Genomic DNA, 16408 nt, shown 5'->3' with positions numbered 1-16408 from the left:
CTTTCAGATAACTTCGTATTTATTGAAAATTAAATTTTTATCATGTCAATTAGCCCGAGAAAACAAACACAACAAGTTCTGGTCGGCGATGTCAAAGTGGGTGGAGGCGCCCCGATCGTCGTTCAGTCAATGACAAACACCGATACCGCGGACATAGCAAGCACGGTACAGCAAATCATTGAGTTGTCTATGGCCGGCTCAGAGCTCGTCAGAGTCACGGTCAACACCGAAGAAGCCGCCAAAGCGGTGCCAGAAATCAGAAACCAACTGGATCAAAAAGGCTTTTCGGTGCCCATCGTCGGCGATTTTCACTTCAATGGACACAAATTGCTGGAAAAATACCCGGCTTGCGCCGAAGCACTGAGTAAATTCCGCATTAACCCCGGCAATGTTGGTCGTGGCAAGAACCGCGATCCTCAGTTCCAACAAATGATTGAATTTGCCTGCCGTTACGACAAACCGGTGCGTATCGGCGTCAACGGCGGCAGCTTGGATCAATCGGTACTCACCCGCCTGCTCGATGAAAACCGTAAAAAAGCCAATCCTCAGGAATTGCCGGCCATCACCCGGGAAGCGATCGTCCTTTCCGCTTTGGAAAGCGCCGCCAAGGCGCAAGAATACGGCCTGGGTAAAGACAAGATCATTTTGTCTTGCAAAATCAGCAACGTACAGGAACTGATCAGCATTTATCAGGATATTTCCGAACGCTGCGACTACGCCCTACATCTCGGTCTGACCGAGGCCGGCATGGGCTCGAAAGGCATCGTTTCTTCCTCGGCCGCGTTAGCCGTGCTAATGCAGCAAGGCATCGGCGATACCATACGCATCTCGCTGACGCCCGAACCCGGCACCGCCCGAACCAAGGAAGTCGTGGTTGCGCAAGAACTGCTGCAAACGATGGGCTTCCGCTCGTTTACGCCATTGGTCATCGCCTGTCCCGGCTGCGGACGCACCACCAGCGACTATTTTCAGCGTCTGGCCCAGGACATTCAAGCGTATTTACGCGACCAGATGCCGATCTGGAAAAACAAATACCACGGCGTGGAAGAAATGGAAGTCGCGGTCATGGGCTGCGTGGTCAACGGTCCCGGAGAAAGCAAAAATGCCAACATCGGCATCAGCCTGCCCGGCACCGGCGAATCGCCGGTAGCGCCGGTTTATGAAGACGGTGTTAAAACGGTCACGCTGAAAGGCGACAAAATCGCCGAGGAATTCCAAGTGTTGGTGGAGAAATACATCGAGTCGCATTACAGCGCACAATAATTCGGATAAGGGCGCGAGCACATAGTCAATATTATTGCGTGCGGCATGGCCGATACTGAGCAGGACGAGGTTTGCAACCTCGTCCTGAAGCTTCATATCCCGCGCCAAGCTAATAAGCGAACGTTCGGAGCGGGTTGAATAACCCGCCCCGCCCTAAGCAACCTCAGTTCGGGATAAAAGAATCATAAATTACCAAGGGTTAAGGCGGCATCAGGTCGCGCTGAAAGAAGTGTGCGCGGCATGACCGATTTTTGTTCTGACCGCCAAGGAAGGCGGAAATGTAGAAAATGCAGACATTAAAGTAGCCTGTCCCCTTTTTGTATAGCAATGGCTAACTGAGCAGGACGAGGTTTGCAACCTCGTCCTGAAGCTTTATATCCCGCGCCAAGCTAAAGATCAAAAGTTCGGAGCGGATTGAATCCCCCCCCCGCCCCGGAAGGCGCCTGAGCAGGACGAGGTTTGCAACCTCGTCCTGAAGCTTTATATCCCGCGCCAAGCTAAAGATCAAAAGTTCGGAGCGGATTGAATCCCCCCCCGCCCCGGAAGGCGCACCGCCCTCGCTTCAGCCTTCCCGGCCGTCAGGCCTGGGTTCGGTTAAGATCGGATAGGAATGCAATACGAATAAAGAGAACGCCGCCAACCAACAATAGGTCGACGCGATAAGCAAGCCACCATACCAATCCGGCATCAGCGCCGGTAACAGCGCCCTGAACAGTGCGGCGACATTGATCAGCACGAAAGCCAGCGCCAACATATTAGAAACGCGCAAAGCGCGACCGCTATGGCCTAACGACACCCGCGCCATCATGCCCAGCGTCAATACACCGATTCCGCCGACGGTAAACGCATGCATAGCCAATGAAAACGGCACGATTTGGTAAGCCGCCAGCGCCAACATGATAAAGCCGAGCATGATCCAGGCATAACCGACATACAACACCCAGAGCAAAGGCACAAACCAGATGCGGGCATCATACCACCCCACCGCGCGGACCACATTCAAGCCTAAAGCAAGCAAGGCCGCGGCAAGCAAATAACCGCCCGACACCCCGGCGATCACCAGGATAAATGCGACAATGGCGGCGGCGACAGACAACATATCCAGCAACGGATTTCTGATCGCGATAACGCCACTCAACCCTCGTTCGGTAAAGTAGGGAAAAATTCGACCGGCGATCACCAGTATCATGCCGATAATGACGGCGACGACGATATTCAACCCCAACCAAGCCGTGTTTTCACTAAAACCGAGTATCTCGGCATGAACCAAGGCATTGCCGACTGCTAGCAGCAATAACAATGCGGAAAAAATCAGGTTTTTATAATTGCCCGCCTTTAATATAGGCACACTGATGTAATAAACCAGCAGCGGCAGAAAAGCAAAATCGATCGCCGCGATCAGTAAATCCGGCAGCAATTCAGAATAAAAAGGAACGATGCGCCCATAAATCCACAACAAAAAAAGCGCCGCCAGCTTGTCATAGGTGATCGTTTCGATACCGGTCCAATTTCTCACCGCCGTCAATAAGAAACCGGCGATCACCGCAACGGAATACCCCAATAACATCTCATGCGCATGCCAATAAACGCTAGCGAAGTAATTGTCTGTTTTCAATGAGCCGTCGAAAATAGAGGTCCATGCCGCAATCAACAGCAATGCCGATAAGCCCGCCAAGGTAAAAAAAGCCCTGAATCCCATGGCAAACAATGGATAATTAAAAACCGGTTTTTTATTCATTTGCTCTACTTTCCAGCCAATCTATTTCAACATTCGAGAATCCAGCAATTATACGCATTTCTCGATTAAAAGGCCCTTTCGGTTTGCCTTTGTAATACCTTACGATCAATTGCCGATATTTTTCTTCCGGTTCATAGCCCCGTGTTCTACAGAAATATTTAAACCAATAAGATCCCAACTCCACATGCCCGACCTCGTCCTCAAGAATACGCGAAAGAATCCTCACGCTATCGTCATCCCCCATGCGCTTGAATTTTTCTATCATCGCCGGCGTGACATCCAGCCCCCTTGCTTCCATGCAACGCGGCACCAACGCCAGACGGGCGAGCAAATCCGCCGCCGTGTCTTCGGCATGATCCCACAAGCCTCGGTGTGCAGGCAAATCCCCATAATCGACACCCATCGCCATCAAATGCTTGCGCAACAGGGCAAAATGCTGCGCCTCCTCATCCGCGACGCGCAACCAGTCCCGATAAAATTGTTCCGGCAAGCCGCGAAATCTGTAAACGATGTCCCAGGCTAAATAGATCGCGACAAATTCAATATGGGCGAGCGCATGAAAAAAGGCTGCCCTGCCGCTGTCACTGGTAAGCGCCCGACGCGGCATATCCCTGGGCGACAACAATTCAGGCCTGCTTGGGAAAACCGTCACCCCTATCGGTAAAACGTCATCGTTCGACTGAAAAGACAAGGAATTGCTATTAGCGCACTGAAACGCCTGATGAGTCAGCGCCAGTTTTTCATCGATCTCGTTACGCTGCAAACATTGCGCAGCAAGGGTAAAAATATTTTCCACGTTATAAAAAATAGACTATTGAGGATGGGCCAAACCTAACTCAGCCATGAATACGCGCACCTCAACCGCGACAAAAATCAACCTGATTACGTATAAGTTTCGGCCATAATCGAAATACATTGGCTTCGAGGGGATTGATAAAACATCACTTTTCCAAGCCAAATCAAACCGGCTGAATGTTCTTCGCAATCAAAAAAATTAATGTCGGATTAAACAGCAGCACTATGATACCGCAGTCATCCTATCATGTGCTTGCAGGATTTTGTTGCCAGGCACAAGCGCCTGATGAGATATCGGACTTAAGCGCCACCAAAATAAACTTGAGTGTTCTAACCCGAATATCTCTGTACACGATACAATTTCACCCAATGGTTGATGGAGATGGGGGTAGATGGGCAGTAGCGTTAGCGAAACCTACCCCCACACAAGAAAGCAAAAATCCCGATGCAAATCAATTTATTACAGATTCTTAAGATTTTTTGTCGTGTACAGAGATTTTTTGGTGAAGTTTGCACCTAAATGGTTTTCTGAAGTATCTGGACTTTAAGGTTGCAGCATTAGCAACAAAGTTGAACTAGGACTCTCCATTAGTGAATAATCGCACGCCCTTATTGAGTGGTATGGGGGGAGGAGATGCAGCAATTCCCACTTTGGCATTCAAAAAGGGCATGGGGTGTGTTTGGCGAGGATGTCGGCAGCAAGGATGCTGCCGTCAAGCCCCCAGGGATGGGTTTACGGCGCTCCTCGACAGACACACCTCATGCCCTAAACCCTGCAAAAATACTCAAACTGGGAATTACTGGAGGAGATGGGTAAACTTGACAAAGCCGAGATAAGAGGGGAAAAGCTAGAAAACATCAGCAAATTTTGCGTGCAAAATCCTGCTTTTTCAGCAAAAACAGAATCTCGACACTATAAAAGACAAGCCGGCACTACACCGGCCCTTGTCATCATCAATTTCTCGGAAAACTGAATCAATGAAAGATAGATTCAAATGAATACCCGCCGACTTCAAGAATTTCCTTGAGCCTTTTCAATGCATCCATTTGAATTTGTCTGACACGCTCGCGAGTCACTCCCAACTCCTGAGCAACCTGCTCCAGAGTTGAATTTCCATAGCCGCACAAGCCATACCTGCGGCAAATCACTTCGCGCTGTTTTTCCGACAGCTGATGCACCCAATGAGTGATGTTATCCTTGATGCCATTTTCTTGCAAAATGTCGGTAGGCGAAGGACTATGATCATCACTGATAGAGTCGACCAGAGGTTTTTCAAAATCCTTGCCGCCCGGCACATCGACTGAGGTAACCCGCTCATTTAATTTCAGCATCTTACTGACTGTTTTAACCGGCTTATCGAGGTAATCGGCAATTTCCTCGGCCGTCGGTTCGTGATCGAGCTGTTGAGTCAAAGAGCGTTGAGCCTTCAGATAGACATTCATTTCCTTAACGATATGAATCGGCAAGCGTATCGTGCGGGTCTGATTCATAATCGCTCGTTCGATCGTCTGCCTGATCCACCAGGTGGCATAGGTCGAAAACCTGAAACCGCGATCCGGATCAAATTTTTCCACGGCCCTGATCAAGCCAAGATTGCCTTCTTCGATCAGATCCAGCAATGGCAAGCCTCTGTTCAGATAGCGTCGGGAAATTTTCACCACTAGGCGCAAATTACTCTCGATCATCACCTTGCGAGCTTCCTCATCACCACGCAAAGCGCGCTTGCCATAAAACTTTTCTTCATCCGCCGTCAGCAATTGTGATTTACCCAGTTCATTCAAATAAACTCGGGTTGCATCAAAATAACTTTCGTTCGGGGAGTCATTCACCTCAACTTCACTGACTTTGAATTCACCCTGTAAATCAGTTTCAGCATCATTTACATCAAATGAAGCGAAATCGGACACATTCATGCCGACTTCCCTGGTCATTACATCGACTATTTCTTCCGTCATTTTATCCTCCAGGTCAATAGGCTTATCGCCACGGTCGTAACATCACTTTTTGGGTAAATACCGCATTGGATTTACCGGCTTCCCTTTTCTTCTTATTTCAAAATGTAATGAAGTTTGCGAGCCCCCCGCTTTGCCAACTTCTGCAATGGTCTGTCCCTTTTTCACCACTTGCCCTTCCTTGACTAACAAGCGACGGTTATGGCCATAGGCGCTCAAATAAAGTGAACTGTGTTTGATAATTAACAAGTTCCCGTATCCAACCAAACCGTGCCCGCTATAAACTACCTTGCCGCCGGCAGCCGCTTTGACCGACTGCCCCAGCTTCCCGCCTATATCAATCCCTTTATTTCCAGTTTGAGAAAAACTTTTTAAGATTTTCCCCTGAATCGGCCACTGCCAGTACAACTTTAACACTTTTTTCTTATCGTTTGAAATCCTTAGGTTTTTTTGTGATGTATTTCTCGTTTTTGCGACTCCCCTATTAACTGAAGGTTTTTTTTTCGAGGTTCTAAGTTTTTGTTTGGATTTAAATAATTTTATTTTTTGCCCGACAAAAATCCGGTAGGGCGGAGAAAGTTTATTCCATGCCGCTAGGCGGCGATAACCATGTCCGGAACGAAAACCGATCGCATACAAAGTATCGCCCTTTTTAACGGTATAATATTTTTGCGCCTTGGGAATATCCCGATAATAGCTTCTAACCGGCGCATAATTGCCAGCGCCGGCGCAGCCGGCCAACAGCAGCACCGTGACAATCAAACTTATCGTTCTAACTCTGCAACGATTCATTAATCAGTCTAATAAGATTTTTTTTGCCTGATTGATTTGCGCAGCCAGATAATCGGATCCGCCACGATCGGGATGAATTTTTTGCATCAGTTTGCGATGCGCTTGGATAATTTCCTGCTCCGTGGCTCCCGGTTTTAGCCCCAGAACATCATAGGCTTGCGCCTTGCTCATCTTGCCAGAAGCGACATGCTGATTCTGTTTGGAGGATTGGTTTTTTGCCGTATTGAACATCACCCAAAAACGCTGCAAATACGGCGCATAACGCAGCAAAACCGGCAGCATCCTGGCTATCGACGCAAACGCCACCCCTGCCACTGCAATCAACCAGTTCAACTTGCCCATCGCGGCCAATAAAACCAATATAACGGCGATAATCACGATGCCGGTTCTTCTAAAATAGCCGGCAACTACAGCCGGCGGCGTCTTTAAAAACCAGCGCAGCAATAAAAAAGCCAATACCAGCACAATGACTAGCAAATAAACCCGAATCAATGGACCTCTCCTACTGTTACTTCTGTTGCATAATCAATAACTTCCTATCGAACATCAGGGCAGGCGGCAACCCTGTGACATTGCTGAATGTTCATAGCATGCCCTAGAAAAGTTATGCGGACTACTTGCTTTTCGCGCCAAGGGCGACGCTCCTACGTCACTTTACCTTTGTAGTTGTGCTGAACGGCGTGAAGCGCATCAAAAACGGTGCGCTTCCTATCGTCAGCACACCCTACCGGTACCGGTAGGGCGGATCAAGCGCAGCGGATCCGCCAACGTAGGGCGGCTTCGCGAAGCAAACCGCCAAAAACCGCCACCAGGGCAAAATTGGCCGTGCACGCGGGGCGGGTTATTTAACCCGCCCCAAACGTTTAACTTACTTGTAGCCCTGCAGTATTTCCTTAGTTTACGGACGAAAACCGAATAATACCTTAAAATAAGCCTTTATTTGATTACAGCAAAAGTCTTACATGCGACACGCTAGCGTTCCGATACTGGGCTTTGCCGCGTTCAGCGGCACCGGCAAGACCACATTACTCACCCAGCTGATTCCCTTGTTAAAAAAAGCCGGGTTAAGATTAGGCGTCATTAAACACAGTCACCATAATTTTGAAATAGACAAACCCGGCAAAGACAGTTTTCGTCTCAGAGCCGCCGGCGCCGATACTGTGATGCTCGTTTCACCCCATCGCCGCGCCATCATTAGCGAATTTCCCGACCCCATCGACCCCATATTGGACGAGCAATTGGCCGTGCTCGATCAAGCCTCATTAGACCTGATCCTGGTGGAAGGCTTCAGAACCGAACGATTTCCCAAAATTGAGCTGCATCGACCGATCCTGAACAAGCCGCTTATTTATCCGGACGATCCCAGCATCATTGCCATCGCCTCGGACCGAAAACTGAATACGCCGGCGCATCTAAGCCGGCTGGATTTAAACAATATCGCAATGATAGCCGACTTTATTATCCATCAATTCCTGCCAAATCAATGATGAAAGACCTTTGCGACCTCGACACAACCGGCCTACTGACGATAGAACGCGCCCTTGCGCTAATCGAACAGACAATCACCTCGATAAGCGGCCAGGTTAGACTTCCCTTGAACAAAGCCTTAGGCCGGGTTTTGGCATTACCCGTCACGGCGCCGATCGATATTCCGCCGGAGCGTGTCGCGTCGATGGACGGCTATGCCTTTTCCAGCGCCGACATCGTCGACGGGCAAGCCTTCTCGCTAAGGAACATCGGCACATGCTGGGCCGGACATCTCTTTGATGGTGCGTTGGAGCCAGGTCAATGCGCCAGAATATTCACCGGCGCCGTGGTGCCAAAAAACGCCGATAGCGTGATCATGCAAGAACGGGTGAGCTCGAACGCCGACACCATCACCTTTCCGCCGCATACTCAGGCCCGGCAAAATATACGCCAGGCGGGCAGCGACATTAAACAGCACGGTCTTTTATTGGCCGCCCCCAAAACGCTCACCGCCATCGACTGCGCATTGCTGGCATCGGCAGGCATCTACGAAATCAGCGCAAAACGCCGCCTGAACATCGCCTTTTTTTCCACCGGCGACGAACTGACTGCGGTCGGCCACCCCTTACAGCCCGGACAAATTTATGACAGCAATCGCCATGCCATAACCAGTCTGTTGAAAGATGAACGTTTTTCGGTGTCCGACCTCGGCGTCATCCCCGACGATAAACAACGCTTGCAACAAGCGCTGAAGAACGCCTCGCGATGTCATGACGCCATCATCACCACCGGAGGCGCATCAGTCGGAGAAGCGGATTATATTCACGAAATTCTCGCCGAACTCGGTCAAGTCAATTTTTGGAAGATTGCCATGAAGCCGGGCAAACCCTTGACCTTCGGCCACATAGGGCCATGTCAGTTCTTCGGCCTACCGGGTAATCCGGTTTCGGCTGTCACGACATTCCAGAAAATAGTGCGCCCCGCCCTTGAGCTATTATCCGGGACAACGCCGAAACAGAACCTGAAAATTAAAGCCAGAACTCTAGTTAATTTGAACAAGACTCCAGGTCGACAGGAATATCAACGCGGACTGCTAAAGCAATTGGAAAATGGCGAATTAATCGTCGATATCGCCGGACAACAGGATTCTCATCATTTAAGTGCGCTCAGCAAAGCCAATTGCTATATTGTCCTGCCGGCCGAATGTGATGGAGTCGATGAAGGAGAATACGTGACGGTCGAACCTTTTACCCCGCAACTCTAAGCCGGATCTTTCATGAAGGGAATGGAATTTCCGGGAAATCGGACCAACAAGGTTGGACAAACATCATAAGTCATTATTCAGTGTCTTTCAGGATTTAGGCGGCAGGCCATCACGCAGCTTGCCGCCACCCTTCCGTGGTAGTGGTTAGACATTAACCTCGAAGCGCCGTCCCGGGATGCGCAAGCACGACACGACAAAGAGGGCGATAGACAAACGCCATCAAGCCACGATTTTCTGCAAATACTGTTCTTTCCTAGCCAGATAGTTATCGACAAACTGCTGCATCGGCTCCGCTTCAAATGCGCGCAAGCCACTGATGGCCAATTTTTTATAACCGCATCCGACCACTGCGCCGGCCGACTTAATTTGAAAATACAATCTAGCGGAACCGCGCTTGCCGGTGACATCCAGTTCCGGCTCCAACATTTCCAATTGCGGTTCAACGAAATCAAGATGCTCGAATTCGATGGTCATGCTGTCATAAATCACTAAGGGCCGCTCCAAATTGATCATGACATTTTTCTTTTCCAGCAAAGGCACCAATACATAGGGAAAATTTTGCCCCGAGAAAGCCACGTAATCACGCACGAACGCCTCGATCATCGCCTCATTGCGACTGACCGGCCCGCTCCGCTCAACCTGCAAATAAGTTTTGTCGTTATTATCGGTGACATCGAATTGCGGCGCATCGGTATCGGGAAAATTCAACTTCACACCATGGCCAACCATGCCGGCAAAGGTAAAATTCATTTTCTCGCTTAAGCCATACTTTTCCAGCACCAGAGAAAACAGCAGGTCCCCCGGCACACAAAAACGTCTCGAATCGGGATCATGCAAAGGATTGAAATCGCCTGCGACTTCCTTGGCAAACAGACTGGCCTGGACGGCATCAATGGCAACATTGCCGTCGTTAACTGAATAAAACTTTTTTAAAAACATGATTTTAGTATTTATTATTCTCAATATCGGGGAACAGAATCATCACATTGAACAGACCATGCATCGATTCCACCGGTTAAATTATATAGTTTAGCGAATCCGCGGCCTTGTAAATAATTCGAGGCCTGCATGCTGCGCACGCCATGATGGCAAACCAACACGGTTTCCCGATCGGCATCGAGTTCGGCGACCCTTAACGGCAGTAAAGCAAGTGGTATCAATTCGCTGCCTTCGATGTGGGCATAATCGAATTCATGCGGTTCCCTGACATCAAGTAATAGCAAATTATCGCTATTGCGTATTTTTTCCCGTAATTCCGTGGCGGATAATTGCGTTATCGGCATAAAAATCGTTCCAGTCGGTTCAAAGCATCGGCCATTCTATCGATTGAAGCGGTATATGCAAATCTAATATAAAAATTATCATTATTTTTACCGAAATCCTTGCCCGGAGTCACTGCGACTCCTTCGCTTTCCAACAACTCCTTGGCGAACCGGAAACTATCATCGCTAAAGCGACTGCAGTTAGCATAGATATAAAACGCCCCTTCCGGCTTACAATCAATGATAAAACCCAGTTTGAGCAGATTTTCATAGAGAAAATCTCGGCGTTTGGCAAATTCCCTGCGTCTGCGCTCCAGCTCTTGAGTATTTTCCGGTGAAAATGACGCCAACGCCGCATATTGGGAATGAGTCGAAGTAGCGATAAAAAGGTTCTGCGCCAACCTTTCGACGGGGTCGATAAAAGCTTCCGGCGCCACCAACCAACCGATACGCCAACCGGTCATGCCGAAAAACTTGGAGAAACTGTTGATGACAAATACCTCATCGCTGTACTGCAAGGCACTGGCGGACGGTTGCCCGTAAACCAAACCATGATAGATTTCATCCGAATAAAAACAGCCCTGCAAAGCTCGGGTCTGCTCAATGGCGGCCTTTAATACGCCGGCTTCAATCACGGTGCCGGTAGGATTTGATGGCGAAGCGATCACCGCGCCTTTGCAGTTTTCCCGCCAATGCTGACGTATTAACTCGGCATTCAATTGATAGCGACTCTCGGCCGTTACATTGACGAAACGGCTTTTACCCTCGAATAAACGCACGAAATTATCATTACACGGATAACAGGGATCGGCCATTAGAATTTCCTCGCCGCCATTCAAACTGACGCCTAACGCCAACAAGAAAGCACCGGAGGCCCCGGGCGTGACGAAAATCCGCTCCTTGGCGATGTTGACCTGATAATGATCCTTATAATAGCCGGCGATCGCTTCGCGCAACGCCGGCAAGCCGGCCGCCGCAGTGTATTTAACCTGCCCCTCTTGCAAACACTGCTGAGCGGCGCCAATCACCGCATCCGGCGTCGCGAAATCGGGTTCGCCGATCTCCATATGGATGATATCTCTACCCTGCTGCTCCAACTGCTTGGCGCGTTGTAGCAATTCCATCACATAGAAAGGCGAAATACCCTGCATTCTGTTGGCGATTAACGATTTCATGACTAGCTGTTCCTTGTTGTTTGGCCGGGAAATGATAACAAAATTGAACCTATTCAATATAAATTTGACTAACCCGCTTGTTAAATCATCAGCTTGTCGGCAAGCACACAGAAATAGCCGACTCATTCACCTGCAAGCATGGTTAAACAAAATTCTTGCTAAGACCGCGCTATTCTGATAAAAATGCGCAGTTTTTTTAAATTTGCTAGGAGTTAACGGATGACCGATCCTAAAACTGATGACAATCATTTCAGTTTTAAGCCTTACGAAGAAAAAGAAGGCGAAGAATACATGAATGAGAATCAATTGAAACACTTTGAGTCTCTTCTGAGAAGCTGGAAAGCCGAATTGATGGAGGAAGTCGATCGTACCGTACATCACATGCAGGATGACGCCTCTAACTTCCCGGACCCCAATGACCGCGCGACTCAAGAATCTGAGTTTAGTTTGGAATTGAGAACCCGTGATAGAGAACGCAAACTGATTAAAAAAATCGATGAATCCTTAAAAGACATCGAATCCGGTGATTACGGCTACTGCGAGACCTGTGGCATTGAAATCGGTATCCGCCGCCTAGAAGCTCGCCCGACGGCCACCTTATGTATCGACTGCAAAACACTCGATGAGATCAGAGAAAAACAAGTAGGTTAATCCTGTCCGGCTCCGGCTCCAAACGTTATATTGGCCGGTTTGCGCCTTCGCCGACCGGCCCGCTCCACTTAGGTTCGCTATACACCGCGCTGGCGAGCTATCTAGATGCGCGTAGCCATCGCGGTCTATGGCTACTGCGTATCGACGACCTCGACACCCCGCGCAACGTTCCCGGCGCCGCCGAACAAATCATCAACGAACTGCAAATATTTGGTCTGCACTGGGACGGCCCCATCGATTATCAAAGCGAAAAACTGGCCGATTATCACCACGCCATCGACCGTTTGCTAGAAGAACAACGGCTCTACCGCTGCAGCTGCAGTCGCAAATCACTGGCCGAGGCGACCCACAATCAGCATCCAATTTATCCAGGCTTTTGTCGCGTTACCCCCCCCGATGCCAATCAACCCGCTGCATTGCGCATTAAAACCGACGACCTCATGCTATTTTTTCAGGACCGCCTGCAAGGCTTTATACAGCAAAACCTAAGCCGCGAACTGGGCGACTTTATCGTGCAACGCAAAGACCGGATTGTCGCCTATCAACTGGCGGTTGTCATCGATGACCACCAACAAAACATCACCGATGTCGTGCGCGGCTACGATCTGCTCGACTCGACGCCACGGCAGATATTTATTCAACGCTTACTCGGTTATCAGCGCCTAAGTTATATGCATGTCCCCATTATCGTCGACGAACAGGGACACAAATTAAGCAAACAGACCCACGCGCAAGCCGTCGACACACAAAGACCGGCGCACACGCTGTTTCTGTTGCTGAAGTTACTGAAACAAAAGCCGCCAGCAAGCCTGGGCAAAGCAAACGTCACTGAAATCCTCGATTGGGCCATCGCCCACTGGCAGCCGGAAAACCTGAAAAAAGTCCGTGCAATTCATTGAGGAATTGACTAATGTAAAGCCACACTGTAAGCAAGGATCACTTATGTCAGAACACAAGATTTATGAGGTCAGCCCCGAAAACGCCGCACATGCGCACATCAATGCTGAAAGCTATCAAGCTTTGTATCGGCAATCGATCGCCGACCCGGAAGCCTTCTGGGCCGAACAGGCCGAAAATTTCCTGGACTGGATACAGCCCTGGGACAAGGTGCTGGACTACGATTACCCTAAGGGCGAAATCAGCTGGTTTAGCGGCGGCAAACTGAATGTCAGCGCCAATTGCCTGGACCGTCACCTGGAAAAACGAGGCGACCAGGTGGCAATCATCTGGGAAGGCGACGACCCCAGCCAAGACAAGAAAATCACCTATCGCCAGCTGCATGAACAGGTCTGTAAATTCGCCAACGTTCTCAAGACTCAAGGCGTTAAAAAAGGCGACAGGGTCTGCATCTATCTACCGATGCTGGCCGAGGCCGCCGTCGTCATCCTCGCCTGCACGCGTATCGGCGCGATACACTCGATCGTGTTCGGCGGCTTTTCGGCCGACTCCTTGAAAGACCGTATCCTGGACGCAGACTGCCAATACCTGATCTGCGCCGACGAAGGTTATCGCGGCGGCAAAACGGTGCCTTCCAAGATCCATGCCGACAAAGCGGCGGCAAGCTGCCCGAATCTGCACAAAATCATCGTTATCGAAAACACCGGCAACGACATTCCCTGGAGCGAAGGCCGCGATCTCTGGTATCACGAAGCGATGGCGGAAGCTTCCGCCGACTGCCCGCCGGAAGCGATGGATGCCGAAGATCCATTATTCATCCTGTACACCTCAGGCTCGACCGGCAAACCGAAAGGCGTCCAGCACACCACCGGCGGTTATCTGCTCTATACCGCAATGACGCATAAATACGTGTTCGACTATCATGACGGCGACATCTACTGGTGCACCGCCGATATCGGCTGGGTTACCGGCCATTCCTATATCATCTACGGCCCGTTATGCAACGGCGCGACCACGCTGATGTTCGAAGGCGTACCGACCTATCCGGCCGCCGACCGTTTCTGGCAAGTGATCGACAAACACCGGGTCAATATTTTTTATACCGCCCCGACCGCAATCCGCTCATTAATGGCGCAGGGCGACGACTATGTCGAACGCACCGAGCGCAGTAGCCTGAAACTGCTGGGCAGCGTCGGCGAACCGATCAACCCGGAAGCCTGGGAATGGTATTATCAGGTTGTCGGCAACCAACGCTGCCCGATTGTCGACACCTGGTGGCAAACCGAAACCGGCGGCATCCTGATCACGCCATTGCCAGGCGCTACCCGACTGAAACCGGGCTCCGCGACACTGCCGTTTTTTGGCGTGAAACCGGAAATACTCGATAACGAAGGCAACGTGCTGACCGGAGAAGCGGAAGGCCTACTGGTGATCAGCTTTCCATGGCCCGGGCAGTCCCGCAGCGTCTATGGCGATCATCAGCGTTTCGTCGACACCTACTTCAAGAACTTCCCCGGCTATTATTTCACCGGCGATGGCGCCCGCCGGGATAAAGACGGTTACTACTGGATTACCGGTCGCGTCGACGATGTAATCAACGTTTCCGGTCACCGCATGGGCACCGCCGAAGTGGAAAGCGCACTGGTGCTGCATGACGATGTCGCCGAAGCGGCCGTAGTCGGCTATCCACACAACATCAAAGGCCAAGGCATCTACGCCTATGTCACGCTGAATGTCGGCGTCGAACCCAGTGAGAAACTGCGTCAGGAACTGATCCAGCTGGTCAGGGACGAAATCGGCCCGATCGCTCATCCCGACATCATACAATGGGCGCCGGGCTTGCCTAAAACCCGCTCGGGCAAGATCATGCGCCGGATTCTACGCAAAGTGGCCGCTAACGAATTGAATAATCTCGGCGACACCTCGACGCTGGCCGACCCCGCCGTCGTCGATGAAATCATCGATCATCGGGCGAATAAGTAAGGCGAAAGGCGAAAGGCGAAAGGCGAAAGGCGAAAGGCGAAAAAGCATAGAGAGTCTGTGTATACTGTCAAGCTTCTAACGAATCTTTTGTCCTTAGTCTTTCTTGATTACTTATAACTCTCAGCTACTTGGCGAGTGTTCGGTGGCTTGCTCTGCAAGTGTGTGAGGCATGGATGCCGAACCCAAGCTTATAGGGATATATTTACCCAGCACCTAAATTCCATAGGCTAATGGCTGCGATAAATCATCTTCCTTTATTTAGGTGCTGGGTGAACAGCGTCTTGGAGAGCAAGTTACCGAATGCTCGTTTTTCACCTATCTTAGCAAGTACGCTTAATATACTGTTCGCACTTCAAATTTCGGTTCTTTTGATGCCCTCATCCAGCCTTCTCCCGGAGGGCGAAGGTACAAGGTGACGAAGTTTGAAGTGCGATGACTATAATTATTCTTTAAAGTTGGCGGAAACTTATGGGTAATCAGGTAGTCTTTTGTCCTTAGTCTTTTGTCTTTTGTCTTAAAACCTCCTTAATAGAAACCTTAAACTTCAGCCGCGCCTGATCGCCTGCTTTACCGCTATAACCGCCCCCTATATACCAATCGACGCCACAGACCCGGGGCAACATTGAACATCTTCCGGTGATCGAAAAGCAATCACCTTGCAGGCGATAAGTCAGCGGCACACAATCGTCCCGGATAATTTCTCCCGCCAGCATAAAATCGATGCGTTGATCGAATTTTTCATAGTCCAGCGAGCCGGCCTGTAAGCCCAGTACAGCCAACAAAACGTGCTCTTCAGCTTGCTGGCCGTAAATATAACACCGACAATGCTGCAAATCCCGCATCAGCACAGCCGCCAAGGCCTGATGGGTCGGATGGCGGCTGTTACATTGACGTTTTAGCGCCTCTAATCCATGTTTCATCGTAATTTCAGCGTATTTTTATCAGAGGGAGTCGATTATTGATTTATCGGGCTATCTGCAACAGGCAGAATTTTTGCTCTGACCGCCAAGGAAGGCGGAAATGTAGAAAATGCAGGAGCAATTTTCTACCTGCAAAATCTGCATTTCCATCGTCCCTGACGGTCTACCTCACCGGTTCCCGACCGGTGTGGCATTCCCACCTTCCCTGGGGGTCAGACGTTGCAGCCAGAGCTTACGCCGCACAGGGA

15 protein-coding genes are annotated in these 16408 nt (G+C 50.1%); 6 read left to right on the top strand and 9 right to left on the bottom strand.

The features are described 5' to 3' along the window. The first annotated feature begins 42 nt into the window (after window positions 1-42). Window positions 43-1263 (top strand): flavodoxin-dependent (E)-4-hydroxy-3-methylbut-2-enyl-diphosphate synthase, encoded by a 1221-nt coding sequence (gene ispG, locus Q9L42_RS12070; RefSeq protein ID WP_305908150.1) that lies wholly within the window; start codon window positions 43-45, stop codon window positions 1261-1263. Window positions 1264-1825: 562 nt separating this feature from the next. On the opposite strand, the gene Q9L42_RS12065 is transcribed toward ispG, so the two are convergent. From Q9L42_RS12065 to Q9L42_RS12045, 5 genes are all read right to left on the bottom strand, one after another. Continuing rightward, window positions 1826-3001 (bottom strand): NnrS family protein, encoded by a 1176-nt coding sequence (locus tag Q9L42_RS12065; RefSeq protein WP_305908151.1) that lies wholly within the window; start codon window positions 2999-3001, stop codon window positions 1826-1828. Beyond that, window positions 2994-3797, bottom strand: a complete 804-nt coding sequence (locus Q9L42_RS12060) for a ferritin-like domain-containing protein (protein WP_305908152.1) — start codon at window positions 3795-3797, stop codon at window positions 2994-2996. The genes Q9L42_RS12065 and Q9L42_RS12060 overlap by 8 nt, the downstream gene beginning before the upstream one ends. A gap of 974 nt (window positions 3798-4771) precedes the next feature. Further along, complete coding sequence (gene rpoS, locus Q9L42_RS12055) at window positions 4772-5752, bottom strand: RNA polymerase sigma factor RpoS (protein ID WP_305908154.1); 981 nt, start codon at window positions 5750-5752, stop codon at window positions 4772-4774. 42 nt (window positions 5753-5794) lie between these two features. Continuing rightward, window positions 5795-6511 (bottom strand): peptidoglycan DD-metalloendopeptidase family protein, encoded by a 717-nt coding sequence (locus Q9L42_RS12050; RefSeq protein ID WP_349431128.1) that lies wholly within the window; start codon window positions 6509-6511, stop codon window positions 5795-5797. A gap of 33 nt (window positions 6512-6544) precedes the next feature. Further along, window positions 6545-7033, bottom strand: coding sequence for a DnaJ domain-containing protein (locus Q9L42_RS12045; RefSeq protein WP_349431127.1), 489 nt, complete (start codon window positions 7031-7033; stop codon window positions 6545-6547). 470 nt (window positions 7034-7503) lie between these two features. On the opposite strand from Q9L42_RS12045, the gene mobB reads away from it, so the two are divergent. Both mobB and moeA read left to right on the top strand, forming a co-directional pair. Beyond that, the gene (mobB, locus tag Q9L42_RS12040; protein WP_305908158.1) at window positions 7504-8028 is read left to right on the top strand and encodes a molybdopterin-guanine dinucleotide biosynthesis protein B; all 525 of its coding nucleotides are present in this window, start codon (window positions 7504-7506) and stop codon (window positions 8026-8028) included. Beyond that, a complete protein-coding gene (moeA, locus tag Q9L42_RS12035) occupies window positions 8025-9272 on the top strand; it encodes a molybdopterin molybdotransferase MoeA (protein ID WP_349431126.1) in 1248 nt (415 codons plus the stop codon). The genes mobB and moeA overlap by 4 nt, the downstream gene beginning before the upstream one ends. A gap of 219 nt (window positions 9273-9491) precedes the next feature. Here the strand turns inward: moeA and Q9L42_RS12030 are convergent, their stop codons facing one another. From Q9L42_RS12030 to Q9L42_RS12020, 3 genes are read right to left on the bottom strand one after another with little or no spacing between them, the layout of a single operon-like run. After that, window positions 9492-10211: a DUF3581 domain-containing protein gene (locus Q9L42_RS12030; RefSeq protein WP_305908159.1), complete on the bottom strand. Its 720-nt coding sequence runs from the start codon at window positions 10209-10211 to the stop codon at window positions 9492-9494. A gap of 20 nt (window positions 10212-10231) precedes the next feature. Beyond that, window positions 10232-10555: a rhodanese-like domain-containing protein gene (locus Q9L42_RS12025; protein ID WP_305908160.1), complete on the bottom strand. Its 324-nt coding sequence runs from the start codon at window positions 10553-10555 to the stop codon at window positions 10232-10234. Then, window positions 10546-11709, bottom strand: coding sequence for a pyridoxal phosphate-dependent aminotransferase (locus tag Q9L42_RS12020; RefSeq protein WP_305908161.1), 1164 nt, complete (start codon window positions 11707-11709; stop codon window positions 10546-10548). Before Q9L42_RS12020 ends, Q9L42_RS12025 begins: the two co-directional genes overlap by 10 nt. 219 nt (window positions 11710-11928) lie before the next feature. On the opposite strand from Q9L42_RS12020, the gene dksA reads away from it, so the two are divergent. The 3 genes from dksA to acs are packed head-to-tail and all read left to right on the top strand — an operon-like array spanning window position 11929 to window position 15240. Then, window positions 11929-12360: an RNA polymerase-binding protein DksA gene (dksA, locus tag Q9L42_RS12015; RefSeq protein ID WP_305908162.1), complete on the top strand. Its 432-nt coding sequence runs from the start codon at window positions 11929-11931 to the stop codon at window positions 12358-12360. Next, a complete protein-coding gene (gene gluQRS, locus Q9L42_RS12010) occupies window positions 12360-13259 on the top strand; it encodes a tRNA glutamyl-Q(34) synthetase GluQRS (RefSeq protein ID WP_349432754.1) in 900 nt (299 codons plus the stop codon). Before dksA ends, gluQRS begins: the two co-directional genes overlap by 1 nt. Before the next feature lie 43 nt (window positions 13260-13302). Beyond that, complete coding sequence (gene acs, locus Q9L42_RS12005) at window positions 13303-15240, top strand: acetate--CoA ligase (RefSeq protein ID WP_349431125.1); 1938 nt, start codon at window positions 13303-13305, stop codon at window positions 15238-15240. Between the two features lie 494 nt (window positions 15241-15734). Here acs and Q9L42_RS12000 read toward each other — a convergent pair whose 3' ends face one another. Next, complete coding sequence (locus tag Q9L42_RS12000) at window positions 15735-16160, bottom strand: hypothetical protein (protein WP_305908163.1); 426 nt, start codon at window positions 16158-16160, stop codon at window positions 15735-15737. Between the last annotated feature and the right edge of the window lie 248 nt (window positions 16161-16408).

Origin of the sequence: Methylomarinum sp. Ch1-1 (assembly GCF_030717995.2) — a bacterium.
GTDB classification, from domain to species: Bacteria; Pseudomonadota; Gammaproteobacteria; order Methylococcales; family Methylomonadaceae; genus Methylomarinum; species Methylomarinum roseum.
This window is presented reverse-complemented; position numbering and strand designations above follow the sequence as displayed.